This is a genomic window from Paractinoplanes ferrugineus (assembly GCF_016862195.1).
GTDB lineage: Bacteria > Actinomycetota > Actinomycetes > Mycobacteriales > Micromonosporaceae > Actinoplanes > Actinoplanes ferrugineus.
This window is the reverse complement of sequence record NZ_BOMM01000047.1, coordinates 93,034-117,180: the sequence shown is the minus strand read 5'-3', so window position 1 is coordinate 117,180 and position 24,147 is coordinate 93,034. Positions and strand designations below refer to the sequence as shown.

General features: G+C 70.0%; 24 protein-coding genes. 16 read left to right on the top strand and 8 right to left on the bottom strand.

Going from position 1 to position 24,147, the window contains the following annotated elements; genetic code table 11:
• Positions 1 to 131 precede the first annotated feature (131 nt).
• The 15 genes from Afe05nite_RS24965 to Afe05nite_RS24895 all read left to right on the top strand — a co-directional run bounded on the left by Afe05nite_RS24965 (position 132) and on the right by Afe05nite_RS24895 (position 11,460).
• The gene (locus tag Afe05nite_RS24965) at positions 132 to 797 is read left to right on the top strand and encodes a response regulator transcription factor (RefSeq protein WP_203819622.1); all 666 of its coding nucleotides are present in this window, start codon (positions 132 to 134) and stop codon (positions 795 to 797) included.
• A complete protein-coding gene (locus tag Afe05nite_RS24960; protein WP_203819621.1) occupies positions 794 to 2,254 on the top strand; it encodes a sensor histidine kinase in 1,461 nt (486 codons plus the stop codon). The genes Afe05nite_RS24965 and Afe05nite_RS24960 overlap by 4 nt, the downstream gene beginning before the upstream one ends.
• A gap of 235 nt (positions 2,255 to 2,489) precedes the next feature.
• Positions 2,490 to 2,828 (top strand): PadR family transcriptional regulator, encoded by a 339-nt coding sequence (locus Afe05nite_RS24955; protein ID WP_275407505.1) that lies wholly within the window; start codon positions 2,490 to 2,492, stop codon positions 2,826 to 2,828.
• Positions 2,825 to 3,181: a DUF1048 domain-containing protein gene (locus tag Afe05nite_RS24950; RefSeq protein WP_203819620.1), complete on the top strand. Its 357-nt coding sequence runs from the start codon at positions 2,825 to 2,827 to the stop codon at positions 3,179 to 3,181. Before Afe05nite_RS24955 ends, Afe05nite_RS24950 begins: the two co-directional genes overlap by 4 nt.
• A gap of 1 nt (position 3,182) precedes the next feature.
• The gene (locus Afe05nite_RS24945) at positions 3,183 to 3,470 is read left to right on the top strand and encodes a DUF1048 domain-containing protein (protein ID WP_203819619.1); all 288 of its coding nucleotides are present in this window, start codon (positions 3,183 to 3,185) and stop codon (positions 3,468 to 3,470) included.
• Between the two features lie 35 nt (positions 3,471 to 3,505).
• Positions 3,506 to 4,036, top strand: a complete 531-nt coding sequence (locus Afe05nite_RS24940; RefSeq protein ID WP_203819618.1) for an EXLDI protein — start codon at positions 3,506 to 3,508, stop codon at positions 4,034 to 4,036.
• Positions 4,037 to 4,514: 478 nt separating this feature from the next.
• Positions 4,515 to 4,733, top strand: coding sequence for a pentapeptide repeat-containing protein (locus Afe05nite_RS24935; protein WP_203819617.1), 219 nt, complete (start codon positions 4,515 to 4,517; stop codon positions 4,731 to 4,733).
• A complete protein-coding gene (locus Afe05nite_RS24930; protein ID WP_203819616.1) occupies positions 4,730 to 5,260 on the top strand; it encodes a hypothetical protein in 531 nt (176 codons plus the stop codon). The genes Afe05nite_RS24935 and Afe05nite_RS24930 overlap by 4 nt, the downstream gene beginning before the upstream one ends.
• Positions 5,261 to 5,279: 19 nt before the next feature.
• Entirely contained in the window at positions 5,280 to 6,104 is an 825-nt protein-coding gene (locus Afe05nite_RS24925; RefSeq protein ID WP_203819615.1) for a hypothetical protein, read from the top strand.
• The gene (locus Afe05nite_RS24920; protein ID WP_203819614.1) at positions 6,101 to 6,991 is read left to right on the top strand and encodes an ATP-grasp domain-containing protein; all 891 of its coding nucleotides are present in this window, start codon (positions 6,101 to 6,103) and stop codon (positions 6,989 to 6,991) included. Before Afe05nite_RS24925 ends, Afe05nite_RS24920 begins: the two co-directional genes overlap by 4 nt.
• Positions 6,988 to 7,656 (top strand): hypothetical protein, encoded by a 669-nt coding sequence (locus Afe05nite_RS24915; RefSeq protein ID WP_203819613.1) that lies wholly within the window; start codon positions 6,988 to 6,990, stop codon positions 7,654 to 7,656. The genes Afe05nite_RS24920 and Afe05nite_RS24915 overlap by 4 nt, the downstream gene beginning before the upstream one ends.
• Positions 7,638 to 8,372: a hypothetical protein gene (locus Afe05nite_RS24910; protein WP_203819612.1), complete on the top strand. Its 735-nt coding sequence runs from the start codon at positions 7,638 to 7,640 to the stop codon at positions 8,370 to 8,372. Before Afe05nite_RS24915 ends, Afe05nite_RS24910 begins: the two co-directional genes overlap by 19 nt.
• Complete coding sequence (locus tag Afe05nite_RS24905) at positions 8,369 to 9,073, top strand: hypothetical protein (RefSeq protein ID WP_203819611.1); 705 nt, start codon at positions 8,369 to 8,371, stop codon at positions 9,071 to 9,073. Before Afe05nite_RS24910 ends, Afe05nite_RS24905 begins: the two co-directional genes overlap by 4 nt.
• On the top strand, positions 9,070 to 9,792 hold the full coding sequence (locus Afe05nite_RS24900; protein ID WP_203819610.1) for a 2OG-Fe(II) oxygenase family protein: 723 nt from the start codon (positions 9,070 to 9,072) through the stop codon (positions 9,790 to 9,792). Before Afe05nite_RS24905 ends, Afe05nite_RS24900 begins: the two co-directional genes overlap by 4 nt.
• A 105-nt stretch (positions 9,793 to 9,897) precedes the next feature.
• The gene (locus Afe05nite_RS24895) at positions 9,898 to 11,460 is read left to right on the top strand and encodes an MFS transporter (RefSeq protein WP_203819609.1); all 1,563 of its coding nucleotides are present in this window, start codon (positions 9,898 to 9,900) and stop codon (positions 11,458 to 11,460) included.
• A gap of 29 nt (positions 11,461 to 11,489) precedes the next feature.
• Here the strand turns inward: Afe05nite_RS24895 and Afe05nite_RS24890 are convergent, their stop codons facing one another.
• From Afe05nite_RS24890 to Afe05nite_RS24870, 5 genes are all read right to left on the bottom strand, one after another.
• Positions 11,490 to 12,020: an SRPBCC family protein gene (locus Afe05nite_RS24890; RefSeq protein ID WP_203819608.1), complete on the bottom strand. Its 531-nt coding sequence runs from the start codon at positions 12,018 to 12,020 to the stop codon at positions 11,490 to 11,492.
• 87 nt (positions 12,021 to 12,107) lie between these two features.
• On the bottom strand, positions 12,108 to 13,631 hold the full coding sequence (locus tag Afe05nite_RS24885; RefSeq protein ID WP_203819607.1) for a GGDEF domain-containing protein: 1,524 nt from the start codon (positions 13,629 to 13,631) through the stop codon (positions 12,108 to 12,110).
• A 189-nt stretch (positions 13,632 to 13,820) separates the two neighbouring features.
• Entirely contained in the window at positions 13,821 to 16,241 is a 2,421-nt protein-coding gene (locus Afe05nite_RS24880; RefSeq protein WP_203819606.1) for a cellulose binding domain-containing protein, read from the bottom strand.
• A gap of 354 nt (positions 16,242 to 16,595) precedes the next feature.
• Positions 16,596 to 18,086 (bottom strand): cellulose binding domain-containing protein, encoded by a 1,491-nt coding sequence (locus Afe05nite_RS24875; RefSeq protein WP_239118172.1) that lies wholly within the window; start codon positions 18,084 to 18,086, stop codon positions 16,596 to 16,598.
• Positions 18,087 to 18,152: 66 nt separating this feature from the next.
• A complete protein-coding gene (locus Afe05nite_RS24870) occupies positions 18,153 to 19,589 on the bottom strand; it encodes an arabinofuranosidase catalytic domain-containing protein (protein ID WP_203819605.1) in 1,437 nt (478 codons plus the stop codon).
• Positions 19,590 to 19,940: 351 nt separating this feature from the next.
• Between Afe05nite_RS24870 and lepB the strand changes: the two genes are divergently transcribed.
• Positions 19,941 to 20,576 carry a signal peptidase I gene (lepB, locus tag Afe05nite_RS24865; RefSeq protein ID WP_203819604.1) on the top strand — a complete coding sequence of 212 codons (636 nt, stop codon included), beginning with the start codon at positions 19,941 to 19,943 and terminating at the stop codon, positions 20,574 to 20,576.
• A 36-nt stretch (positions 20,577 to 20,612) separates the two neighbouring features.
• On the opposite strand, the gene Afe05nite_RS24860 is transcribed toward lepB, so the two are convergent.
• The 3 genes from Afe05nite_RS24860 to Afe05nite_RS24850 form a co-directional block, all read right to left on the bottom strand.
• Positions 20,613 to 21,515 carry an alpha/beta hydrolase gene (locus Afe05nite_RS24860; RefSeq protein ID WP_203819603.1) on the bottom strand — a complete coding sequence of 301 codons (903 nt, stop codon included), beginning with the start codon at positions 21,513 to 21,515 and terminating at the stop codon, positions 20,613 to 20,615.
• A gap of 55 nt (positions 21,516 to 21,570) precedes the next feature.
• Positions 21,571 to 22,170, bottom strand: a complete 600-nt coding sequence (locus Afe05nite_RS24855) for a TetR/AcrR family transcriptional regulator (RefSeq protein ID WP_203819602.1) — start codon at positions 22,168 to 22,170, stop codon at positions 21,571 to 21,573.
• A 331-nt stretch (positions 22,171 to 22,501) separates the two neighbouring features.
• On the bottom strand, positions 22,502 to 23,944 hold the full coding sequence (locus Afe05nite_RS24850; RefSeq protein WP_203819601.1) for a non-reducing end alpha-L-arabinofuranosidase family hydrolase: 1,443 nt from the start codon (positions 23,942 to 23,944) through the stop codon (positions 22,502 to 22,504).
• Positions 23,945 to 24,147 lie beyond the last annotated feature (203 nt).

Here is a 24,147-nt window from a genome sequence, read left to right as displayed (position 1 = left end):
GATTCTCCTGCTCGATTTCCGGGGCCGCGTGACCCGGCCCGCTGGCACCACCCTGTGAGCCGGATCTGAAGCGGGCCTGAAGGCCGGTCACTTCTTCAGGAAGCCTTCAGGCGACCGCGAATACTGGGCACATGGTTGCGAGAGTGCTGGTGGTCGAGGACGAGGAATCGATACGCGCCCCGCTGGCCACGGCGCTGCGCAGCGCGGGTCACCAGGTGCACGAGTGCGCGGACGGCGCCGGATTCGAGGGCCTGGTCGATGCGTTCCGCCCGGATGTGGCCCTGCTCGACCTGAACCTGCCGGGTGGCCGCGACGGGTACGCCCTGACCCGGGTACTGCGGGATCGCAGCGACTGCGCGGTGCTGATGCTCACCGCCCGCGACGCGCTCACCGACCGGATCCGGGGTTTCGACGCCGGTGCCGACGACTACGTGGTCAAACCGTTCGCGATCGTCGAGGTCCTCGCCCGGGTCACGGCCATCCTCCGGCGCCTCGGCCGGGTGCCGGCCACCGTGCAGGTCGGCGATCTGATCGTGGACGAGGAGGCCAAGGTTGCCGTCCGGGCCGGGACGACACTGGACCTGACCGGCACGGAGTTCCGCATCCTGGCGTACCTGATCGCGCACCGCGGCCGGATCCTGTCCAAAACCCAGCTGCTGACCCAGGTGTGGGGCTACGAGGAGTACGACCCCAACCTGGTCGAGGTGCACGTCAGCGCTCTGCGCCGCAAGCTGGAGCAGCACGGGCCGCGGCTGATCCACACCGCCCGCGGCCTGGGTTACGTGTTGCGGCCGTGATCCGCCGGTGGACGGCCCGGCTGCGGCCGGCGTCGTTGCGCGCCCGGGTCGCGTGGATCGTGCTCGCCCTGCTCACCTCGGTGCTCGTGGTGCTGTTCGTCGTCGTCGACCTGGCCCTGTCCGACCGGCTGCACGACGACGCGCGAACGCGGCTGACCGACCGGGTCGGTCTCGCCCAGCAGCTCGACGGGCAGCTCAGTGCGGAACAGTTGGTGGACCGGCTGGGCGGCGACGGCGTCACCGTGCAGTTGTGCCGCACGGACGGGTCGGGATGTGCCACGACCGTACCCAATCCCGCGCCGCCCCGGCCGGGAGCGGGTGACCCGAGGGGTCCGCGACCCAAGCCGGTCCGGGCGAACGCCGACGTGCCCGTCGAGACCGCCGGCAGCGTGCTGTTCGTGCGTACCCAGCTGAACGGCGCCCAGGTGCTGACGCTCAGCCTGGACACCACCCAGATCACCGAGGCGCTGGCCCGGCTCGTCGTTCTGCAGATCATCGGCGGGGCGGTCGCGCTGTTACTGGCCGGGCTGGCCGCGGCCCGTTTGTCGCGCACCGCGCTGCGCCCGCTGGAGCAGATGACCACGCTGGCCCGCCAGATCGCCGCCGGGGACCGGGGCCGGCGCCTCGGCACCGCCGGCCCCGACTCGGAGCTGCGCCGCATGGCGGCGGCCTTCGACGCCATGCTCGACGAGTTGGAGGCGGCGGAGACCCGGATGCGGACGTTCCTGGCCGACGCCTCCCACGAGCTGCGTACGCCGATGGCCGGTCTGCAGGCCAACGCCGAGCTGTTGCTGCGCGAGAACCCGGACCGTGCCGAGCGGGAACGCGTGGCGGTCGCCCTGGTCCGGGAGAGCCGCCGGGCCGCGCGGCTGGTCGACGATCTGCTCACCATGACCCGTGCCGGTGAGGGCATCGACCTGGCCCAGGAACGTCTGGACCTGATCGAGATCGCCCGGACCGAGACCGCCCGGGCGCAGGCCCTGGCCCCCGCACTGACCTTCCTGGTCGAGGGGGACGAGCAATGTCCCGTGGTCGGCGACCCGCTACGGCTCGGCCAGATTCTCGGCAACCTGCTCGACAACGCCCGCCATGCCACCCCGGCCGGCGGCAGTGTGACCGTCACCGCCGAACGCCGGGACGGCCGCGCCGTCCTCACCGTCGGCGACACCGGTCCCGGGGTCCCACCCGGGGAACGCGACGTGATCTTCGAACGCTTCGGCCGCGGCGACGCCTCGCGGTCGCGCAACACCGGCGGCGCCGGCCTGGGCCTGCCGATCGCCCGCGGCCTGGCCCGGGCGCACGGCGGCGACCTGACCTACGTCGACCGCCCGGCGGGCGCGTGCTTCCGGCTGGACCTGCCGGCGGCGGCCGCCCCGGCGAGTTCGCACCCGGGCCCGGCGCCAACGGACAACGGATCCATGCAACGCCCACGAGGCAGCCCCGGTGGGCGACGTTGACAGAGCTGATCCGGCGGCCGGCCCCGCATCCGCGCGGTCACCCGGCGCGGCCACCAGCCGGACGACCAGGGTTCCACCGTGACCGTCGGACGGGCCCGAGCCCGGCATAGGCTACCGGTTCCGCCCCTGATCGGCCCGGTATCCGGTACTACCGAATACCGGTACTCGGTGATACCGTGTACCGGTACCTGGTGCTACTGAGTACTGATTACCTGGTGCTACTGAGTATCGGATCGTGGGGCTCGCGGTGGATGATCTGACGGAGATGTTGAAGGGCACGCTCGAAGGCTGCGTGCTCGAGATCATCAGCCGCGAGGAGACCTACGGGTACGCCATCACGCGCCGGCTGAACGACCTCGGCTTCACCGACGTCATCGACGGCACGGTCTACACGATTCTGCTGCGCCTGGAACGCAACCAGCTCGTCCAGGTGACGAAGCGGCCGTCCGAAGTGGGCCCGCCGCGCAAGTTCTATGCGCTCACCGACGCCGGTCGCCAGAACCTCGCGACGTTCTGGACCAAATGGCGGTACGTCTCGTCGCGGATCGACAAACTCAAGGAGGGTGACGCATGAGCTTCTGGGAAGCCATCACGGGTAGTGATCTGACCCGGGACTGGAAGGCGTTCGAGGCTCGGGCGCAGGCGCTACCGGCCGATCATCGGGTCGCGTGGGAGCAGATCGGCACGCACCTTTTCTCGCACGGAAGCTTCACCGGGCGCAACCTGACGCCGATCGCCGATGCGGCGCTGGGGCTGCTCGAGGAAGCCTCGGCCGAGGGGCAGGGCGTTCATGAGGTGATCGGCGACGACATCGCCGGCTTCTCGGCGGCCCTGGCCGGCGAGGCGGGCGCCGGGAACTACCGCGACCGCTGGCGCGAGCAGCTGAACCGCAACGTCGCTCGCAAACTGGCCCGGCTGGGAGGCTGACATGGGTGTTCGAGACCTGATCGAGGGCAAGAAGCAGTGGCGGGCGCACGTCGCCCGGGTCAAGGCACTCCCGCCCGACTATCGGATCGTCTACGACGAGATCCAGCGCTATCTGTTCAAGGTCGGCCCGGTCGACCTGATCGACGGTGGCGTCCTTCCGGGTCTGCTCGACTTCTTCGAGGAGGGCGCCGCGGCCGGCCGGCGGGTCCTCGACGTGACCGGCGCTGATGTGGCTGCCTTCGTCGACGGCCTGATCAAGGGCTCGCCGACCTACGCTGATGCCGACTGATTGCGTGTACGTATAGGTGTGCGTATATTGGGCCGGTGCCCAACAAGACCATTTACGTGTCCGACGACGACCTGCCGCTGTTCCAACGCGCCCAGGAACTCGCCGGGGGCAAACTGTCCACGGCCATCGCCGCCGCCCTGCGCCGCTACGTCGACGTCGAGGAGGGCAAGCAACACGGCTACGCCGAGGTGATCGTGCGCGTCGGGCCCGGGCTCGGCCGCAAACAGCGATTCTCCGGCCTGCTGCTGGCCGAGATGGAACAGACCGGCAACGAACGCGACCAGACCTACCGGGTCTACCGCACCCGCACCGAGAAGTACGTCGTCCACCTCGAGCGCTCCGAGGCCCACGTGAACACCGGACCCGACGCCGAGAAGTACCGCACCGGCTGGCGGGCCTGGGTCGGCGACTGGAGCGCCGACCAGACCTGGACGCGCATCCCCGCCGACTCCAGCCTGCGCCTCGCCGACGATCTCGACGCGCTGCGCGAACTCATCCCGACCGAGCTCTTCGAGCTGGTCCTCGACGCGGTCGGGGAACCGACGATCGAGGACCTCGACATCTGACCCCAGCCTGACCCCACGGACGAGCCGACCCCGGCGCGTCCGCCTCCCTTCCGCTGCTCTTCATACCCTTCGTCAGTTCGGCCTTCGTGCCACCGCGACGATGCCCGGCCGCGAGGTTGCCGGAACGACCGATCGGCGGATTCCGAGTCGTCCCGGCCGGCCGAACCACCAGACACACCGGCCGATCATCCAGGGGCGCCCCGACGAAGGGACAGGTTAATGTGGACAGCCGTTCTTGCTCGCGGGACCGCCCGGTGCATAGCCTTTCTGAGTCTGGTGCCCGCATCGAGCCGTGTCGCACTTCGAGTCGAGGTTGGTTATGCCGGAACCATCGCGCAGTGAGCCGGATCCTCCGAGGACGTTCGCCGTTGTCCAAGAGAACGAGGGCGAGGATCGCGTTCTGCGCCCGAATATGTTGCTGGCGAATGGTAACGCGGCCAGTTCGACGTTCGTCAACGTTGACTTCTCGCATTCGGTGATGACGCAGATCGAGGCGTTCAACACGCGGATCCACGCGTCCAGCTTCGAGGGGGCGGCGTTCGACGAGGGGGACTTCGACGGCGCCACCTTCACCGGTTGCAGCATGCGGGGCGTGGAGCTGATCAACTGCGACGTGGACCATCTGGTGGTCAACGGCGTCAACGTCGGCAACCTGCTGAGGTTGCTGCTCGGCGAGGAAGGGCGGTTCCAGCCGTGAGCACGGAGGACGTACGCCCGTTCATCAGCGCGGCCGAGCGCGTCGACGTGCTGGGCCGGCTCGCCCGGGAGAACAGCGACCGCATCGCCGTGGTCGTCGATGATCTCATCGCGAACGGATTGGACCTCGGGTCGACCAAGAAAGACGGCAAGGACGGCGCGAAGGACGCCGGCGAGGCCGGCTTCTGGGACAAGAAGGACGGCGCGAAGGACGGCGGAAGCAACGACAAGATCAAGGACAAGGACGGCGGGAAGGACGGCGGCGACAAAGGCGGTAAGGAAAGCTCCGACAAAGGCGGTAAGGAAACCTCCGACAAAGGCAAGGACACGTCGGACAAGGGTCATTCCAAGGACGGCAGCAAGGACGGCTCGAAAGAAGGGATCGACGGCGACAAACTCCTCGCCGCGGAGAACGAGCTGATCATCCACGACCTCGACTTCGTGACGATCCCGGTGGACATCACCGAGCAGATCCAGGACCTCCATGAGGCCCGGCTGACGGCGTTGCTGAGCCAACCGATCATCTGAACCCGCCGCAGGAGGTTCCGTGCCCGAGACGACAGCTGCCCGCCCGTCGGCCGAGCCGGGCCGCGCGGACCGCCCGATCGACCTGCTGATCGTGGACGAGGCCGACGACCCGTTCGGCCATGCGTTCTCCTCGTTCGCCACCGCCCGCGGCGTTGCGGTCGACCGGTGCCGGCTGCCGGTGGCGGCCCGCCGGACGACGCTCGACATCGCCGGCTGCGAGGTCACCGTCGACCCGGCGCCGTCCGTCCTCGTCCGGCCGGCTCGGCCCCCGCTGCCGGACGCCACCGAAGACGAGCGCTTCGCCTGGACCGAGTGTTACTCCACGTTCTGGTCCGCGGCAGCGCTGTCGCCGCGGCCCGTGGTCAACCGGCCGAACGAGTGGGGCGGCGTCTCGCGGAGCGTGTTGTCGGCCGTCGTGACCGAACGCCGGGCCGGTCGGGTCCCGGTTCTGCGCGAGAATTTCTGGAACGACCGGCCCCCGCCCGACCCCGATCGGTGGTTCCATCAAGACCTCGGCTCGTTCGCGGTCTCCGACAGCCCGGCCGGGATCACGTTCGGCCGGTCCCGCGAGCGGACCGCTACCCAGGGCTGGGAACAGGTCGTCGTCGTGGGCTCCGCCGGGTTCCGCGTGACAACGGCCGACATCGGGCCACGGGACGTCGAGGCGCAGAGCGTGGCCGCCGTGGCCGCGCTGGGACTGCAGTTCGCCACCGTCTCGTGGGCGATCCCGGCCGGAGACGGACCGGCCGTGCTGGCCCGGGTCAACCCGTTCCCCGGTCTCGAGGAGTGCCGCCCCGTCCTCCGCGAGGTCTTCACGACGCTGCTGGAGCTGTTGCTGCCGTGACCATTCACGTGATCGGCACGGACACCGACACCACCACGGTCCACTTCGCCCAACGCGCCCACGCCGCGGGTCACCGCGTCGAGTTCGTCAACCTCCGCGCCGTCGTGCGCCATCCGTGGCACTTCGAGCTCGACGGGTGGAACGGGGTCGCCCACCTGCGCAGCAGGGCGGGAGTCGAGCATCACCTGCCCGGCGACGGGAGCTACTACGCACGCGTGGTCGACCTCTCGCCAGTGCTCGACCCGGACGAGGGGCCGGCCTGGACGCGCCTCGTCATGGGCCTCACGGCCTTCCTCGACGCGGCCCGCGGCACGGTGGTGAACCGGCCCAGCGGGCAGGCGCACAACGGCTCCAAACCGTTGCACGAATGGTGGCTGGCCCGCCAGGGTTTCCTGGTCCCGCCCAGCCGGACGACGTCCGACCGCGAACGCATCCTCGACTTCCTCGACCGGCACGGACCGGTGATCGTCAAGACGATCACCGGGGTACGGGGGGCGGCGCAACTCGTCGACGCCGGCCGCTTCGCTTCCTTCGACGCGAGCCAGGGGCCGGTGCACCTGCAACGCCGGATCGAGGGTTTCGACGTACGCGTGCATCTTGTGGGTGGGGAAGCCTTCGCCGAGCGGATCGACGGCGCGGTGGTGGACTACCGGACCCGCGGGGCCGACATCACTCACCGACCTGTCGAGGTCCCCGACGAACTGGTCGTACGGATGCGGTCGGCGGCCGAGACGATGGGCCTGGCGTTCACCGGATGGGACTTCCGCGTCGACGCACAGGACCGCTGGTGGTGCCTGGAGGCGAATCCGATGCCCGGTTACGACTGGTACGACCGCCGCTGTGACGGGGCCATCTCCGCAGCGCTCTGCCGGGTGCTGGCGCCATGAGCGCCGTCGTGGACGACACCCCGGTCGTACGCCGCACTCTGTTGACCTCGCGGGCCTGCGCCGACGTCGTGGGACGAATCGACGCACTGCGCCCTCGCTGGCGCGAGCGCGGCCGGGACTTCTACAGCCTGGGTGCCTCGGTCTACCTCGACGTGGGCCCGCAGCGGAACCTCGACGGGTACGCCCACCGCGCGGCCGCCGACAACGAGCTGCTCGCGGGGGAGTTCCCGGACCTGCTGGAGAGCTGCCGCCTGGCCCTGGAGGACGAGCTGAACGCGCCGTGCACGCTGGCTTCCGGGGCGACGGCTCTGCCTGGTTTCCACCTGTTCCTGGCCCGGTCGCTGACCGGCGCCGCCCGTGACCGCCTGCACCTCGATCTGCAGTTCCGGCACCTGGGGCCGGCCACCCGGCTGGACACGCCGACCCGGACCTTCACCCTGCCCGTCGAGCTGCCGCCGGCCGGGGGCGGGATCGAGTTCTCCCGCGGTGGCTCGGGGCGCCCGTACATCGAGCGCGAGGACTACCGGCTGGGCGAGCTGTTCGTGCACACCGGTCGGACCCTGCACCGCCGGGCCTGTTACCCGGGTGGAAACGCCGGCCGGCGGATCACTCTGCAGGGTCACGCGCTCGCGATCGAGGAGAACCGATGGCTTCTCTACTGGTGAACCCGGTCATGGCCGACCTCGTGGTGCTCGACCCCGCCGGGGCGGCCGACGTGGCCGACCGGGTCCGGGCACTGCGCCCGCGGTGGATCGAGCGGGCCGAGCATTTCTGGACCCTGGGCGTGGCGACCTACCTCGACCTCGCTCACTCGGCCGATCCGGTCCGTGCTTACCACGAGCGGTTCGAGTCGCAGAACGCGCTGCTCACCGAGCACTTCGGGGACGTGCACACCGCGGTTGGCGCCGCGCTGGCCGAGCATCTCGGTGCGCCCACCCGGTTCGACAGCGGCAGGGCGGCCCTGCCCGGCTTCCACATCTTCGAGGAGCTCGGCATCTCGACCGGGGGAGTGCCCAACGAGCACTTCGACCTGCAGTACGAGGCGCTGCCGTGGGCGGCGGAGATCGTCCACCCGAGGCAGCACATCTCCTTCACCCTGGCGATCCGGCTGCCGCACGAGGGCGCGGCCCTGGAGTACTGGAACTTCACCGTCGAGGAGAGCCGGCGCCGGCGCCGGATGGGCCGCGCCGGCGACATCCGCCGGATCGCCGAGACGAAGCCGCCGACCCGCCATCCCTACCAGGTCGGTGTCATGGCGGTGCAGATGCGGTCGGTCCTGCACCGCATCGGAGCGGTCCCGCGGCTGTGGCCCGGCGACCAGCGGATCACGTTGCAGGGGCACGGAATCCGCGACACCGCGGGGTGGGTGTTGTACTGGTGAACCACACCGAGATCCTGAACCGGCTCGCCGGCGTCGCCGCCGCGGAACTCAGTATCGCCTCGGACACCGGCGCCGTGGGCGTGCTGGTAGCGGGAAACCAAGCCCCTCTCGTGCACTGGATCGGCGGGCACTGGAACCGGCCGTGGTCCGGACCGAGCCCTCGATTCGTGCGCTGTGACCTCTCGCAACATCAGCTGCGCGCCGTCACCTGGTACCGGTCCGCGCGCCGGGACGAGCACCACGGACTCGCGGGCACCGTGCCCGCCACGATGGTCGCCGAGCGCTGGCGGTCCGGACGTCCCGACGAGCGATCGGTCTACTTCGACGTCGCTGCCCTGCGCGGCACCCGGCTCGTCGACGTCGCCATGGCGGCGGCTCGATCGGGCGGGCTCGCCCCCGGCGTGGTCGACGCGATCCCCGACCTCGTCCGGCGCTCGGCGACGGCCGGGTGGCCCCGACTGCTCTCGCTCGCGGTCGCCGGTGACAGCCCGCGACTCAAGCTTCAACACGCCGCGCCCGGCGCCCGGCGCGCGGCCGAGGTGCTCGACGGGGCCGCCGACCCGCTGTTGACCCGATTCCGCCGCCTGCGCCTGCCGGCCGGTTACGCCGGATTCACCCTGAGCGAGCACGGGCTGGCGTTGCGACTCTACGCGCGGCCGATCGACGGTCGGCACCTGCCGCGGGCGGTGGCGGCGCTGTGACAACCGAACCGCTGCCCGTGCCCGTCCCCGACACCGCGGCCGCCGAGCTGGAATCGCGCACCTTCCTCCGCCTGCCCCTGACCCCGGCCCAGGTCGAGTTGGTGCACGTTACCTACGCGGCGTGGGAGCGGACGTTGACCGGCCCGCTGCGGAAAACCCTGCCCGGCAACCGGCACCGGCCGATCGGCTTCCTCCCGTTGCAACCGGCATTCACCGCCGAGATGAAGGACAGCTACTACTACCGCAGAGGCGTACGCCTGCCCCAGGCGCTGTGCGACCAGACCGACGCACTGATCGCCCTGCTCGCCCCGGTCGCCCGGAAGATCGGCGAGCAGATCGCGGCGCGGGGCGGCCCGAGGCTGCTGCGCCGTACCGATCGAGGGTGCCTGCGCGTCATGCGCTACCCCCCGTTCGAGGGCGACATCGACTCGGCGATGGTGCGGCAACGGGCCCAGCGGGGGACGCCGCGGTCACCCGCGCACAAGGACCTGAACGCCCTGACGATCCTCGCCCCGGCATCGCTGCCGGGCCTGCAGATCGAGGGTCCCGACGGCTGGGCCGAGGTGCATGACGCCGGCAACGAACTCATCGTGCACACCGGCCAGGAGATGGAGGACCGCAGCGGCCGGCGCTGGCCGGCCACCGTCCACCGCGTTCGCAACCCCGAACCCGGCGACCCGCAGCTCGCCCGGATGTCGTGCGCGTACTTCGTCTCATGACCGAGGCAGCGCGGCGGGTGCCCCGGCCTGTCCGTCGTCCGATGGACAACCGGGTCGGGTCCTCGACGGATATCCGCAGGCCACTGACGATGCAACGATCGACGCATGCCTCAGCCTGACGCGCCCGCCACCAGATCGAAGAACATCGCTCTCATCGCGATGCTCCTCGCGGTGGCGATGACCTTCATCGACCAGACCATCGTGGCGATCGCCGCCCCGAACATCCAGTCCGAGCTGTCGCTGAGCGCGGAGGGCTCACGCTGGGTCATCAACGCCTACCTGCTGGCCCTGGCGGCGACCTTCGCCTTCGGCGGCCGGCTCGCCGACGTGCTGGGTCATCGCCGGATGGCGACGATCGGCATCCTCGGATTCGCCGCGTCCTCGCTGCTGTGCGGGCTCACCCCGAGCAACGGCGCGGCCGAAGCGTGGATCATCATCTTCCGTGCGGCGCAGGGCGTCTCCGGCGCGATCATGATCCCGGCCGCCCTCGCGGTGGTGGTCTCGGCGTTCCCGATCCGCGAGCGCGGCCGGGCGATGGCGATCTTCTTCGGGGTCAGCGGCGGGCTGACCGCGATCGGCCCGATCGCGGGCGGCTTCCTCACCCAGTGGACCTGGCGGGCGATCTTCTGGATCAACGTGCCGATCGCCGTGCTGGCGCTCATCCTGCTGGCCGTCGCGCACATCGCGCCGACCCGGCGCCGGGAACGGATCGACTACATCGGCGCCCTGCTCGCCGCGGCCGGCATGGGCTTGTCCGTACTCGGCTTCGAGCAGGCCCCGGTATGGGGCTGGGGCAACCCCGGCACCTGGCTGTGCATCGTCGGCGGCCTGGCCGTCATCGTGGCCTTCGTGGTCGTCGAGGCCCGTACCAGCAGCCCGCTGATCAAGGTACGGATCTTCCGCGATCGTGCCTTCGTCGTCGACAACGCGGTGCTGTTCCTCGCGATGATCGCGTTCATCCCGGTGTTCTTCTTCGCCAGCGTGTACGCCCAGTTCTCGCTCGGCTTCGACGCCAACGAGGCCGGCCTCTACCTGCTCGTCTTCTTCGGCGGCTTCGCCCCGGCGGCACAGGTCGGCGGCCGGCTGCTGGACGCGCGCGGCGCCCGGCTACCGGTGATCGCCGGGTCGGCGGTGGCGGCCATCGGCTTCGCGCTGTGGGCCTGGAAGATCACCGACCTCAGCCTGGGAGCGCAGTGGCCCTACATCGTCATCGCCGGTGCCGGGATCGGCCTCCTGCTCGGACCGGCCAGCACCGACGCGGTCAACCGGGCGATCGGCGCCTCGTACGGCGAGGTCACCGGCATCACCCAGACCGTGCGCAACTACGCCTCGGCGCTCGGGGTCGCGGTGCTCGGCACGGTCCTGTCGACGGTCTTCGCCCACCGGCTGGTGTCCTCGCTGGTCGGCCTCGGGGTGCCGCGGACACAGGCCGAGAGCCTCGCCGACTCGGCGGGCGGGCAACGGGGCGGCAGCGGCGGCACCATCCCGGCCGCGGTGGCCGACACCATCCGGCACGACTTCGCGGTCGCCACCGGCTGGGTCCTGGGCGGGATGGCGATCGCCCTGGGAATTTCCTTCCTCGTGTCGCTCGCCCACCCGGGCGGGCGGCCCGCGCAGGGCGGGGCCGATGCGACCGAGGAGCCGGCCGCCGCGGTGGAGCCGGCCTGACTCATCCGCTGCCGACGAGGACGCCGCCGTCAAGGCGGCGTACTCGCGCCATCACCCCGGGTTCCGTGGGTGTCCTTCAGCGCCTGCGTCGCCGCTGCCAGGACGACCGGGTCGGTACAGCCGCGCGCGTAGGCGCGGATCCGCCGGTTGATGTCGTGTTGGAGCAGCCGGCGGCCGAGGCGCTCGGCCACCGGACGCAGAAGCGCGGGGCGGCAGCGGAAGCTGTACCGCCATGTCGCGACGGTGTGGCCGGGGGTTCCCTCGGCCGCGGCGAACCGCCATCCTCCGGCGAACATCTCGAAGAACCAGGGGCCTCGGAGCATTTTCATGCCGACGTTGGTCGGTGGGGCGAACGACACGTACTGGCTGATCATGGTGAGGCCGTGGCGGGACCTGGTGAACGTCCGTACGCCCTTGCCGGGCCTGGTGGCGCCGTCGAGCAGCCGCTGTTCGCGTACGAAGGGGTCCCATCGGTACCGGAGCGGTGCGGTGGTCTGGGACACCGCGAACGCCACATCCGGCGGTACCAGCACCACGACCGCGGCTTCGACGACTGGCATGCTTCCATGATCCATCGCGCGACCCTCCCGCGCATCCCCGGGACGGCTCGAGCCGGCGGCTGTGCACGCACGCCGCGGACCCGATTCTCAGCCGGCCGCCGCGACGGCGACCCGATCGCGGCCGGTCGTCTTCGCCCGGTAGAGCGCCTGGTCGGCCGCGGTCATCAGGGAGTCCGCCGCGCCGGCCGGGCGGGTGGCCACGCCGATCGACGCGGAGACCGGGATCCGTGTGCCACCGGCCACGATCGGGGTCCCGGTGATGCTCTGCCGGATGCGCTCGGCCAGGGCCCGCGCCTGCGACTCGTCGGCGGCCGGGCAGAACACGACGAACTCCTCGCCGCCGTACCGGGCCACGACGTCGTCCGTCCGGCAGACCGCGGCGATGCGCCCGGCGGACTCGCGCAACACCACGTCGCCGACGGGATGGCCGTACGTGTCGTTGACCGTCTTGAAATGGTCGAGGTCGATCACGAGCAGGCTGACCGGGTGGCCGTCCGGTGCGGAACCCGCCTCGGCGGCCATCCGCTCGGTGAGGAAGCGACGGTTGTGCAGGCCGGTCAATCCATCGGTGACGGCCAGGCGCTGCTGCTCCTGGACGGCATGGCGCAGCTCCGTGGCCAGGCTCGCCCGGTCGGCGGCGAACAGATACTGCCGGGTCAGCATCGCCAGGATGAGCACGCCGACGATGATCAGCGTCAGGACGCTGGTCGTGCCGCTGGTCACCCGCTCGACGACGACGAGTGTGCAGGAGGCCAGGGTGGCGGTGAGGACCGGCAGCACCGTGAAGCCGCGGTCGAAGGTGCGGCGTCGCGCCGCGGGCTCTCGGAACCGGATCGCCACCACGGCGGCGACGAAGGAACAGGTCGCGCTGGCTTCGAAGGCCACATCGACCCAGCTGCCACTGGCGTAGGTGCTGAAGACCAGCTGGTACGTGTAGAGCATGTCGCTGATCGCGTTGAGTCCGCCGGCATAGCCGACGAGGCGTACCGAAAGGGGAAGTTGGCGGTGGCCGCCGATCCCCACGATGCCGAGACAGCAGATCAGGGCGATGTCCAGCAGCGGGTAGGCGACGGTGAACAGGTTCGACAGCGCCATGCCGTCGGACAGTTGGGGCCGGATGAGGATCTGCCAGCCCATCGCGCCCGCACTGGCGATCAGCAGCAGGGTGTCCAGCAGGCCGCGCAGCTGCCGCAGCCGGCCGCCCCCGCCGAACCCGACCAGGACCGCCGCGACGGTCACCACCGACGCGGTCAGATAGCAGACGTCGGCGAAGGACGGGTCGGGTGGCCCGCTCGGCGTCAGGTAGTCGTAGCCGGTCCAGATGAGCTCCCCGGCCAGCTGAGCGCCGTAGGCGATGGCGAGCAGCCGCCACAACGCCCGGTGTCGCCCGGTCAGGCGGCGTGCGGCGACCGCGGCGGCGATCGCGCCGGCGGCGATCGGCAGCAGGTAGAGGACGTCGCCGACGAACTTCGCCCGGCTCGGGTTGTCCTCGCTGAGCACGGTGAGAATGGCGTAGCAGATCAGCCAGCCGACTCCGGCGAGCACCGCGATCCGGGTCGGGACGTCGGCCAGGATCTTCCGGCCGGCGGTGGACAGCCTCGCCACGGACACCGCCCTCTCCGCGGTCGCGACGCGACCCTGAGGATTCCATCGGACGGCGGCCGGTGCGCTTGAGGAATTCAGCGGCCCCTTGCGCCTGGCCGGCCCCGATGAGCGGGCGCCGGCGCCCGACCAGGGGCGACCGATGCCGCGGTGGCGGGCCCGGCGACTGCCGGGCCCGCCACCGCGGTGCTGCGTGGATCAGCTCAGTGTGCAGCTCACCGTCGGTGCGGAGGTGGAGTTGCCGGTACGGGAACCGAGGAAGCCGAAGGTCGCCGAGGCGCCGGGGGCGAGAGTGCCGTTGTAACTGACGTTGGTGGCGGTCACCGTCGACCCGCTCTGCTTGACGTCGGCGTTCCAGGACTGGCTCACCTGTTGCCCGTCGGCCAAGGTGAAGGCGGCCTGCCAGCCGGTCGACGCCCCGGACGAGGCGTTGGTGACGGTGATTTCACTCTGGAAGCCGCCGGACCACTCGGACACCACCTTGTAGGTGGCGGTGCACCCGCCCGGACCGGACGGACTCGGGCTGACCGGAACCGACGGGCTCACCGACGGCGACGGGGTCGGGGTCGGGTCCGGCGGCACGCTGCCGCTGTAAATCTTGAGGTTGTCGAACTGTGCGGTCACGCCCTGCCCGGTGGCGTAGCCGATCTGACCGGCGCTGAAGGCCGAGTCCGTGGCGCGGCCCACGATGGTGCCGTCGATGGTCGCGGTCAGGCTGCTGCCGCTCATCGTGAGGGCCACGTTGTGCCAGCGGCCGGTGCCCAGCGCCGCCGTCGTTCCGCTGGCCAGGGTCCGCTGGTTGCCGCTGGTGTTGTTGCTGCGGATCGACCACGAGCCGTTGTCGGCCACCCGCAGGTAGTACCCGTTGAGGTTCTGCGGGCCCTGGTGGTTGTAGTTGCCGGCCCGGCCGATGAGCTGGGCGTAGCCGCTCTTCTCCAGCATGACGTCGGACGAGACCGTGTAGTCCCGCCAGCCGAGGTCGCCGAGCAGGGTGAACGGCTCGGCGTGACCGTCGGTCCAGTAGATCGGCGCCTGTTCGGACATCTGGCGTACGCACTGCCCGGTCCGGCTTGCGCCGCAGGCGACCACCTCGAACGAGCCCTGGTGATCGGAGAGGTATTTCGCCTCCCGGCCGGTCTGGTAGCTGTCGAAGGTGTCGGTGTACGGCAGGGCGAGCGAGCGCTGCGCCGGACTCGTCGCGGTGCCCTTGCCCTGCCCGGTGGTGGTGGTGATGCTGTAGACGTAGCCGGGCTGGACGGTCAGCGAGAACGAGCCGTTGGACGGCGTGATGTCGCTGCGCTTGACGAAGAAGTCGGCCTGGTTGTTGGACCGCACGTTGGTGGACCACACGTGCACGGTGCCGGTCGACAGCCCGCCGGTGACGTTGAACTGCAGATCCTGGGCCGACCCGGCGTCCATCGTCTCGATGACGGTGCTGTAGTTGCTGTTGTTGGGCGACTTCAGGGAGACGAAGCTGCCGTTGTTGCGGTTGCCGCCGATGTACCCGGAGGAACTGTCGAGGTACTTCCAGCCGGGCGCGCTGAACTGGGTCGTCTGGCCCATCACCCAGGCGTTCTTGCCGATCGAGTAGTTACCCGACCAGGGTTGCTGAGCGACCGCCAGGCCGGTGGTGGACCAGGGGACGTTCGGGGTGATGGCGGCGATGACCGGCCAGTTGAGGTAACCGGTCATCTTGCCGTCGATGTAGCCGCGGTTGATCCCGCGGGCCAGGGCATTGGCGCCGGCGTTGTAGTCGTCCGAGCCGTTCTCGCTCGCCCACAGCGACTTGCCGGAGTTGATGGCGTTGGTCGAACTCGGGCAGCTGCTCTGGGCGCTGCGATAGCCGCAGACGTAGTGGCTGCCGTACACCGCGATGGCGTTGCCGAACGCGGGGTCGCGTTGCGCGTCGTCGGCCGGTCCCCAGCCGAAGTCGTCCGAGGCGACGATCTTGACGGCGGCGTAGCCGCGCGAGTTCAGCGCCGACCGCAGGTTCTTGTACCAGGTGAGGTCGCGGCCCTTCTCGTTCCAGCCGCCGAGGTAGTCGATCGTCAGCCCGTGCGAGGTGGCGCACCCGAGCCACGCCACCAGATAGTCGATCGCGTCGTTGGTGAAGAACGTGTTGTTGCCGATCCAGCCCGGCGCGCCCCAGGCCAGCCCGACGAGCTTGATGTTGGGGTTGCGGGCCTTCGCCTCACCCATCAGCCACCACTCGTAGCCCCGGTTGCAGTTGATCGCCCCGCGGGTGTGCTCGTGGCTCGGTTCGGCGCCGGAGGTCGAGTTGGTGTCCCCGCCGATCTCCGTCTTCATGATCTGCATGGCCGCGCCGTAGCCCGGCTTGAACAGGTAGTCGAGGATGTCACTGCGCTGCGGTTCGGGGTAGTCGATCAGCAGCCGGCTGTTGCCGCCGCCGCCGCTGATGGCTCCGACGCCGTCGAGCGTGCGGCCGCCGGACGACCCGTTGATGGTGATCCCGGTGGCGGCCTGCGCCGGCTCGGGGGAGACGACCTGTATGCCCGCCGCCGCCAGCAGTAGACCTGCGGCCGCGGCCCAGCGACGGAACCGCCGCGGTGGTGGGTCGGTCGGTCGGCGGCTCGCTCCGCCGTCCCTGCGTGTTGTCATCAAGGCTGATTCCTTTTCTGCCGAGGGGACCGAGGCGGGTGGCGGCTCGGCGGAGCGTGGTCCCGTCGACCGGTGGCGGCGAGCGGGGGATACCGGCGGCGCGGGACGCACGGACGTCGGGCGGCGCTGCGGCCGGAGAGGGGGTGATGGCCGGGCGCCGACGACTCGCGACCCGGCTCGGAAATCCATCAGTGTCTATGGATAGCTGTCGCCAAGCTAACGTTTTCCGATGCGCCCGTCAAACGACGGACATCGACGTCATGCGGCTACGGTGTCCTCGACGCGCGGGGAGACGGCCGCACTCCGACGAGACCGTCTCCCGCCCGCCGGCGACGTTCCGCCGAGGCCGGCTTGTCAGCTGTTGTCGCAGGTGGTGCCGTTGAGCGTGAAGGACGCCGGGTTGCCGGCGTTGCCGGTGTGACTGGCCTGGAACCCGATGCTCACCGAGGCGCCGGGGGCGATGGCGGCGTTGTAGGACGCGTTGGTGGCGGCGACTCGGCCCGTCGTGGGCGTGTAGGTGGCGTTCCAGCCCGAGGTGATGGTCTGGCCGGCGGGCAGGTCGAACGTGAGGCTCCAGCCGTTTATCGCGGCGGCGCCGGCGTTCGTGATCGTGATGGTTTCGGTGAGGCCGCTGTTCCAGGCGTTGACGGCGGCGCCGACGCGGCAGGCCGAGGTGGCCGGCGGCGGGGTGGACGGGCTGGCCGGCGGGGTGGTCGGGCTGGGCGACGGCGAGCTGGGGCTGGGCGACGGCGAGCTGGGACTGGGCGACGGCGTGGTGCTGCTGGGCGGCACGGTGGCGGTCCAGGCGTACCGGAGGCGTCCGGCGCCGGTGGTGCTGGGCGTGGTGAGAGTGAGACCGGTGCCGGTGCCGTGCAGTTTCTGCATGGCGTACCAGTCGTCGCCCTGATTGTTGTGGTTCTTGCCGCCGAGACCGGGCCAATAGACGGCGCCCATGTGCAGGTCGTGGATCACCTGCGTGGTCGCCCTGAAATAGCGTACGAAGTTGTCCGTGCTGTTGGCGTCGTTGTAGTTCAGGCCGGTGTCCATCGGGGCGCCGAATTCGTCGACGACCGTCCGGCCGGCGCAGTTGCCCACCGCGTTCTGGGTGTAGCGGACCCACTCGTCGTAGCTCTTCGCGCCGGTGAAGAACGTGTAGGTGTGCCAGGACAGGTAGGTTCCGTCGAGCCGGTGGTCGGCACACATGGATTTGATGTCGGCGTTGAGCCCGGAACCGCTCACGAAGATGCGGTTCCGGGGCACCGACGGGCGGTCGGATATCCAGGTCGCGGCGACGTTGGCCCACTCGCTGGTGCTGTGCCCGCCGGGTTCGTTCATCGGCTCGAAGTAGACCTGGTTGTTGGCGCCGTATTTGGCGACGGCGGTGTTCCACATCGCGTCGAAGGCCGCCTTGTTGACGATCTTGCTGTTCTTTGAGGCGACGCCGTCGTCCCAGTAGGAGAGGACGACCTTGAAACCGTTGCCGAGAGCCGAGTCGATGGCGCCGGTGTAGGAGTTCCACCAGGCGGAACCGGTGGTATAGGTGTTGATCGGCAGTCGGACGGTGTTGGCGCCGAGATTGGTTCGGAAGCCGTTGTAGACGGCGTCCGCCTTGGCCTTGACCGTCGCGTAGCTGTCCGATCCGCTCAATCCGTGCAGGACCAGGTTGCCGCCGTAGAAGTTGTCGCCCAGGCGGGCCCAGTTGACGCCGTGGAACTGGCTGGGGTCGAGGTCGGCCGCGGCGGCCCGCGACACGCCGGAGACGGCGCTGAGCGACACCGCGCTGATGGCCACGGCGGCGCCGACCATCGCCCGGACCAGGGCGCGCGGGGGATGAGCGATCTGCATTAGTTTCCTCTCGTTGAGCGGGCGCCCGGACGTCCAGGCGCCCCGCCCGTTGCCGCGGAGACCGGGCTATTGGTGGTAGCGGGCGGTGGTGATGTTCGCCTGTACGGCGTTCTCGGTCGCGGCCGTCGGGTAGCCGCTGGTCAGTACGCCTTCGTAGAAGGTGCCGCGGCCGCTCACGCTGTTGTCGCCGCCGATGCCGAGCAGGATGGCGCCTTCCTTCTTCATCGGGTTGTAGCCGCTGGGCCGTTTGCCGTCGAAGTAGTTGGTGAGATCGCCGGACTGCGCGTCGCCGCCGCGGATCGCCCAGTGGTTCGGTTCGCCCTTGACCATGGCGGTGACGAAACGGTGGTTGATCGAGGCGAGGTTGTTGTACCCGGCCTTGTCCCCGGAGAAGAGTCCCCATTCCAGGTCGCCCATGATCCAGGGGCCGTTGCCGGCACCCCAGCCCCATTGCTTGTCGGCACCGAAGTAGACGGTTTCCATGATGGCGGGGGCGTCGGCTATGCCGTCGGTCTGGGCGTTGCCGTAGTCGAAGCAGCACCACTGGTTGTAGTGCGTGCCGTCGACGATCGCGTAGATCCCCTCCGGCTGGTCACCCTTGGCCACGCCGTTGGTGTTGTTGTTGCGGTAGCCGGTGCCGGGGGCGATGTAGACGCCGTACGCCTTCTGGCCGCCGACGGTGATCGGTGCGGCTTTCGCGTCGGCGAGGTTGTCGTAGCCGCCGGCGGCCGGGCCCTTCCAATATCCGGGCGGGGCCTGGGTGAGGCGGTTGTTGCGGCCGGACTGGTCGTACAGGATGGTGATGACGCAGTTGGTGCCGGCGCAGAACGAGTCCTGGGTGGCGGCGTTGACGACCCCGCCGGCGGTTTGCAAGCCGATGTCCCGGGTGGTGTTGTCGGACGAGCGGCGCACCTGGTAGAGCGGGCCGTTGTAGGCGCCGTACAGCGCGCGGGTGGTGCTGTGCGCCGCCACGCAGGGGGTGCCGCCGGCCGAGTAGATGTCACAGGGGCCCTGCCGCGCCGGCGGCGGCGTGGTCGGCGGCGTGGTCGGTGTGACCGGCGGGCTGGTCGGCGGGCTGACGACGCCGCCGGTGCAACTGGTGCCGTTGAGGCTGAACGCGGCCGGGATCGGGTTCGTCCCGGTCGAGCTGCCGTTGAAGCCGACGCTTGCCGTCGCGCCGGAAGCGATCGACGCGTTGTAGGCGGCGTTGGTGACGGTGACCGCGGCGCCCGTCTGGGTGTACGAGCCGTTCCACAGCTGGGTGATCGATTGCCCCGCGGTGAACGACCAGGTGAGCCGCCACCCGTCGACGGGGTCGCCGAGGTTCGTGACCGCGACGGTCGCGCCGAACCCGCCGGGCCACGACGAACTGATGGTGTAGTCGACCCGGCAGCCGGCCGCCGCCGCGGCCGGATTCGCGGTCAGCACGGCGGTGGTGCCGAGTAACGCCACCCCGGCCAGGCCGGCGAGCAGCGCTCGGGGCACGCGATGCGTACGTCTCATGGTCTCCTCCGGGTGCAGCGACAGCGGCGGCGATGATGTTGGCCGGCCCAGCGATCTCGCTCGCGGCGCGGCCGGACGGCGGCATCGCGGGGGCGCGGGAGCGCTCCCAGCCAACACATTGAAACATGTCACTGTCCTGCAACTCAATGGAAACATCACCGCAGTTCAGGCGGCATGACAAACGTTTTCCCTGGAGCGCGCGGCCGAGCCCGCCCATCGTGCCGGTGGTGCTGGTCGGTGTCAGGTTAGAGACCGGCGGCTGCCGGAGCCCGGAACGGAGCCCGGGATGCTGCGGGCCGGTGCACGTGATCACCGGGCCCGTGGTTGGCGACTGATGCGTACGATCCGTTCATGGTGGACGAGCAGATCGATAAGCGTCGGGGTTCGTTCTGGCGCGAGTTGCCGATCCTCCTCGGGGTGGCGGTATTGGTCGCCCTCCTGGTGCGGGCGTTCGTGGTGCAGACGTTCTTCATCCCTTCGCCCTCGATGGAGCACACCCTCGACATCAACGACAAGGTGCTGGTCAACAAGCTGACCTACAATTTCCGCGACCCCCGGCGCGGCGAGATCATCGTCTTCGAGGCTCCGCGGCAATGGCGTAAGAGCAGCAAGGACAAGGACTTCATCAAGCGTGTCATCGGGGTCGGCGGCGACCGTGTCCAGTGCTGCGACGCCACGCACCGCATCACGGTCAACGGCCACGCTCTCGACGAGCCGTACGTCTTCAAGGATCTTGACGGCGTGGCCGATGAAGCGGCCGGCAAGCCCTTCGACGTCACGGTCCCGCCGGGCCGGATCTGGGTGATGGGCGATCACCGCTCAGCTTCCGCGGACTCGCTCGAACACTGGCTGACCGATCAGGACATCGAGAAGGCGACCATTCCGGCCGACTCGATCGTGGGGCGGGCCTTCACGTTGTTCTGGCCCGTCGACCGGGTGACGTGGCTGACCGTGCCGCCGACGTTCGACGACGTGCCCGCTCCATGAGTCGTCGGCCCGGCGTTGCCACGGGGCTGATCGTCGTCACGTGCTCAGATGGCGCTCGAGGAAGTCGAGCTCGGCGGCGACGACGGTGTCATGTTCGTCCAGGAACGGGGCGTAGTGGTGGCCGGACAGCTCCAGGAGTTCGTGGCGGGGAGCTCGGCGGGCCATCTTGACAGCGGGACCGGGCAGGTTCGTCTGATCGGCGCGCGCCACCACCACCAGCAGCGGGGCGGTGAGCTTGCGAGCGGACCGGGTCGGGCGGTAGGAGCCGAGCGGCAGCACCGAACGCGCCGCCACCGACCGGGTCCAGTCCGGGTAGGCGCCGTCCGGGTCGAGTGCGCGGTCGCCCAGTTGAGCGTCGGGCGTGGTCAGCATCGCCACCGTCCCCTTCGGGCCGGCGAGCGGGATGAGTCGGGGCTCGCGTCCGAGGGCGCCGCGGAGCAGGTCACCGGCGGCGATGAGCGGGAATCGCGCCACCACGCCGAGCGTCTCGTGTCGCAGGGCGTTCGGGAAGAGCGCGAGCCCGTCGCTGAACGGGGTCTGCGCGATCACCGCCGCGACTCCGAGCGCCCTGTCGGCGGCGACCTTGACGACGTGACCACCGGAGAGTGAGAACCCCCAGAGCGCGATCCGGGTGGCGTCGACCTCGGGAAGTCGAGCGGCGGTGCGCACTGCCGCTTTCCAGTCCGCCAGCTGGGAGCCCACCCGGATGACCTGACGGGGCGTCCCGCCGCTCTCCCCCCAGTGCCGATGATCGAAGGCGAGGACGCTGTAGCCGGCGCGATGGAAACGGGTGGCGAACCGGTCGGTGCCCGGCTCCTTCGTGATCCCGCCGCCCGGGCCCATCACCACACAGGCGCCGTTCGTGCCGGGGTAGTGGTATGCGACGCACTCGTCGGAACCGCTGCTGAACCGCACCTTGACGCGAGCCCGGACAGTCATCAGGCACCCCCCGACACAAGTGAACCACCTGGCTCACTTGCGGTCAACGCCGTGGTCATTCGTGGTCGGCCCGGGCCTCCTCGCTGTCCAGCGCGCGGGTAAGAGCCGCCAGCCCGGCCTCGATCCGCGACTCGTCGCGGGTGGTGCGCCACTCCATCAGGAACCCGCGCATCGTTGCCATGACCATCTCGGCCACCTGGCGCTTGCGTTCCGCCCGCCAATCCGGCGGACACAGCGAGACGAGCGGTCCGACGTAGAGGTCGGAGGCGTCCGCCGCCAGATGGACGTACCGTTGCGGGTCGTACATGGCCAGGCCGATGGCCTGGTCGATGACCCGGAGGCCGGTGTCGTCCGCGGCCAGCGACGGCCACAGCGCCCGTACGCGCTCCGCCAGCGTCCCGCCGGCCCCGGCGCCGGTCAGTGCGCCCTCGATGCGCCGCATCCGAAGCCGGCGCATGGCCTCCTCGAGAAGAAGCTCGCTGGTCTGGAAGTGATAGATCAGTACCTTGTGGGTGGTGCCCGCGGCCCTCGCCGCCCGGCGCATCGAGAAGTCGACCAGCCCGTTGGCGGCGAGATCCGCCGTCACCGCCGTGAGGAGTGCTTCGCGACGCGCCCGGCCGCGCGCGTTGGCGCCGGCGGGACTGGCCTGAGTCATCCGGCCAGGGTAGAGGTTCCCGCGCCCGCGGCGAGGTGAGTCGTCCGCATCGCCTGACGGACCGGTGACTTTCCGCAATGTCGTACCTCAATGTCGGCATTCACCCGACCGGAACGAGACCCCGGGCGCGGTCGTGCCGACGACTCGGCCGATCCGCGCCGCGAGCCCGGCCGACCTCGGTCTTCATCCGAGGAGGAGGGTTCGGTCACTCCTGCTCCGGCCCGGGCGGAGCCCTGCGCCCCGGCGAACGCCTCGAACAAGCCGAAGTGCTCGGGCGGCCGGCCCGAACGATGGGCTGCCACTTCGGTGGCAGCCCATCGGTTCTCGTTGGTCAGCGCCGCAGCGTCAGGACACCGGGGCGGTAGGGCAGCTTGCCGTAGTCGGGGTACGAGCCGGGGGCGTACCCCTGGTAGAGCAGTTGCAGGTTGCAGGGGTCGACGGTCATGGTCTGATCGGCGGTGGCCCGGACGAGGTCGCCGTGGCTGATGTCGTTGGTCCAGGTGGCACCGCTGTTGGCCTTGCCCGCGAACGGGTTGCTCTCGGTGGCCGCCTGTGGGGTCCAGTTGCCGGACAGGCTGGTGGCGGTGAACGACCGGAAGTATCGGCCGTTGCGGCCCATCGCCTCGACGATCATCAAGTACTGGTTCTGGCCCTGCACCTTGTAGACCTGGACCGCCTCGAACAGGTTGGCCTGGGTGTCGCTCATGATCGTGGTGTAGCTGGTACCGAAGTTGCCGGGGAAGTTCCCGATCGGCATGCTCGCTCGGTAGATCTTGCCGTTGTCCCCGGCGAAGAACAGGTACATGTTCTGGCTGTCACCGATGATGGTCTGGTCGATGGGGCCGGTGCCGGAACCGGTGATGCTGCCGGAGAACAGCGGCTTCGCCGCCGACCAGCCGTTGGCGTTGGTCGGGTCGCTCGAGGTGCGGTAGGAGAACGCGGTCGCTCCCCACTGATAGGTCAACACCCAGATGTTCTTCGGTGCGAAGTAGAACAGCGTCGGCGCGACGGTGCCCGAGGACATCGCGTTCTGGCTGGCCGAAGCCATGTCCGACCAGTTGGTGAAAAGGCCGAAGTTCATCGAGCTGTACGTCGAGCCGGTGTCGTGGGTCGTCGCGTAGACCAGGTGCTTGCCGTTGTAGGGCACGGCGGTGAAGTCCTTGAGCGAGACCCAGCCCGACCGTGGGGTGGCGAGCGGTCCGGTGGACGTCCACCGATACGACGACGGGAGCGTGCACGTCGCGGGCGGCGTGGTCGGGCCCGTCGTGGGTCCGGTGGTCGGGCCCGTCGTGGGTCCGGTCGTGGGCCCGGTGGTGGGTCCGGTCGTGGGCTCCGTGGTCGGCGGGGTCGTCGTCGTGCCGCCGGTGCAGGTCACCCCGTTCAGCGCGAAGCTCGACGGCGTCGGGTTGCTGCCGGTCCACGACCCGTTGAAACCGAAGGAGACTGTCCCGTTGGTGCCGACCGCGCCGTTGTAGCCGACGTTTGCCGCCGTCACCGCGGAACCGCTCTGGGTCAGCGTCGTGTTCCACGCTTGCGTCACCGTCTGCCCGGCCCCGAACGACCATGTGAGGTTCCAGCCGGTCAACGGATCACCCAGGTTGGTGATCGCCACGCTTGCGCCGAACCCGCCCTGCCACTGCGACGAGACGGCGTAGGTCACCGAACATCCGGCGGCTGCCGCGTCCGCGGGCCGGGCGGCGACGACCGCCGCACCTGCCACCAACGCGAGGCTCGCCGACACCAATCCGATGTTTCTCGTTCTTGCTCGGGTCATGAGGATGCTCCTGAAGGGCGGGGATGCCCGCGAAGCCAGGTCGGAGGTGACCGGCCCGCGGCTCGGCGTGGTGCGGGGAGGTGCGACGCGGGCGGCCGGCGGCCCGGCTCCGACGTCTTTGGGAGCGCTCCCAGCACCCCAGCCGATTGAAGCATGTCGTTGTCCGGATTTCAACGGCGGCGTCGGCGCAGCTCAACTGCCAT

What these genes read in the sequence shown, in the direction of transcription:
- Afe05nite_RS24965 (WP_203819622.1), top strand. Translation starts at nt 132, where the DNA reads ATGGTTGCGAGAGTGCTGGTGGTCGAGGACGAGGAATCGATACGCGCC.
- Afe05nite_RS24950 (WP_203819620.1), top strand. Translation starts at nt 2,825, where the DNA reads ATGAGCTTCTGGGAAGCCATCACGGGTAGTGATCTGACCCGGGACTGG.
- Afe05nite_RS24945 (WP_203819619.1), top strand. Translation starts at nt 3,183, where the DNA reads ATGGGTGTTCGAGACCTGATCGAGGGCAAGAAGCAGTGGCGGGCGCAC.
- Afe05nite_RS24935 (WP_203819617.1), top strand. Translation starts at nt 4,515, where the DNA reads ATGACGCAGATCGAGGCGTTCAACACGCGGATCCACGCGTCCAGCTTC.
- Afe05nite_RS24915 (WP_203819613.1), top strand. Translation starts at nt 6,988, where the DNA reads ATGAGCGCCGTCGTGGACGACACCCCGGTCGTACGCCGCACTCTGTTG.
- Afe05nite_RS24910 (WP_203819612.1), top strand. Translation starts at nt 7,638, where the DNA reads ATGGCTTCTCTACTGGTGAACCCGGTCATGGCCGACCTCGTGGTGCTC.
- Afe05nite_RS24895 (WP_203819609.1), top strand. Translation starts at nt 9,898, where the DNA reads ATGCCTCAGCCTGACGCGCCCGCCACCAGATCGAAGAACATCGCTCTC.
- Afe05nite_RS24890 (WP_203819608.1), bottom strand. Translation starts at nt 12,020, where the DNA reads ATGCCAGTCGTCGAAGCCGCGGTCGTGGTGCTGGTACCGCCGGATGTG.
- Afe05nite_RS24880 (WP_203819606.1), bottom strand. Translation starts at nt 16,241, where the DNA reads ATGACAACACGCAGGGACGGCGGAGCGAGCCGCCGACCGACCGACCCA.
- Afe05nite_RS24875 (WP_239118172.1), bottom strand. Translation starts at nt 18,086, where the DNA reads ATGCAGATCGCTCATCCCCCGCGCGCCCTGGTCCGGGCGATGGTCGGC.
- Afe05nite_RS24870 (WP_203819605.1), bottom strand. Translation starts at nt 19,589, where the DNA reads ATGAGACGTACGCATCGCGTGCCCCGAGCGCTGCTCGCCGGCCTGGCC.
- lepB (WP_203819604.1), top strand. Translation starts at nt 19,941, where the DNA reads ATGGTGGACGAGCAGATCGATAAGCGTCGGGGTTCGTTCTGGCGCGAG.
- Afe05nite_RS24860 (WP_203819603.1), bottom strand. Translation starts at nt 21,515, where the DNA reads ATGACTGTCCGGGCTCGCGTCAAGGTGCGGTTCAGCAGCGGTTCCGAC.
- Afe05nite_RS24855 (WP_203819602.1), bottom strand. Translation starts at nt 22,170, where the DNA reads ATGACTCAGGCCAGTCCCGCCGGCGCCAACGCGCGCGGCCGGGCGCGT.
- Afe05nite_RS24850 (WP_203819601.1), bottom strand. Translation starts at nt 23,944, where the DNA reads ATGACCCGAGCAAGAACGAGAAACATCGGATTGGTGTCGGCGAGCCTC.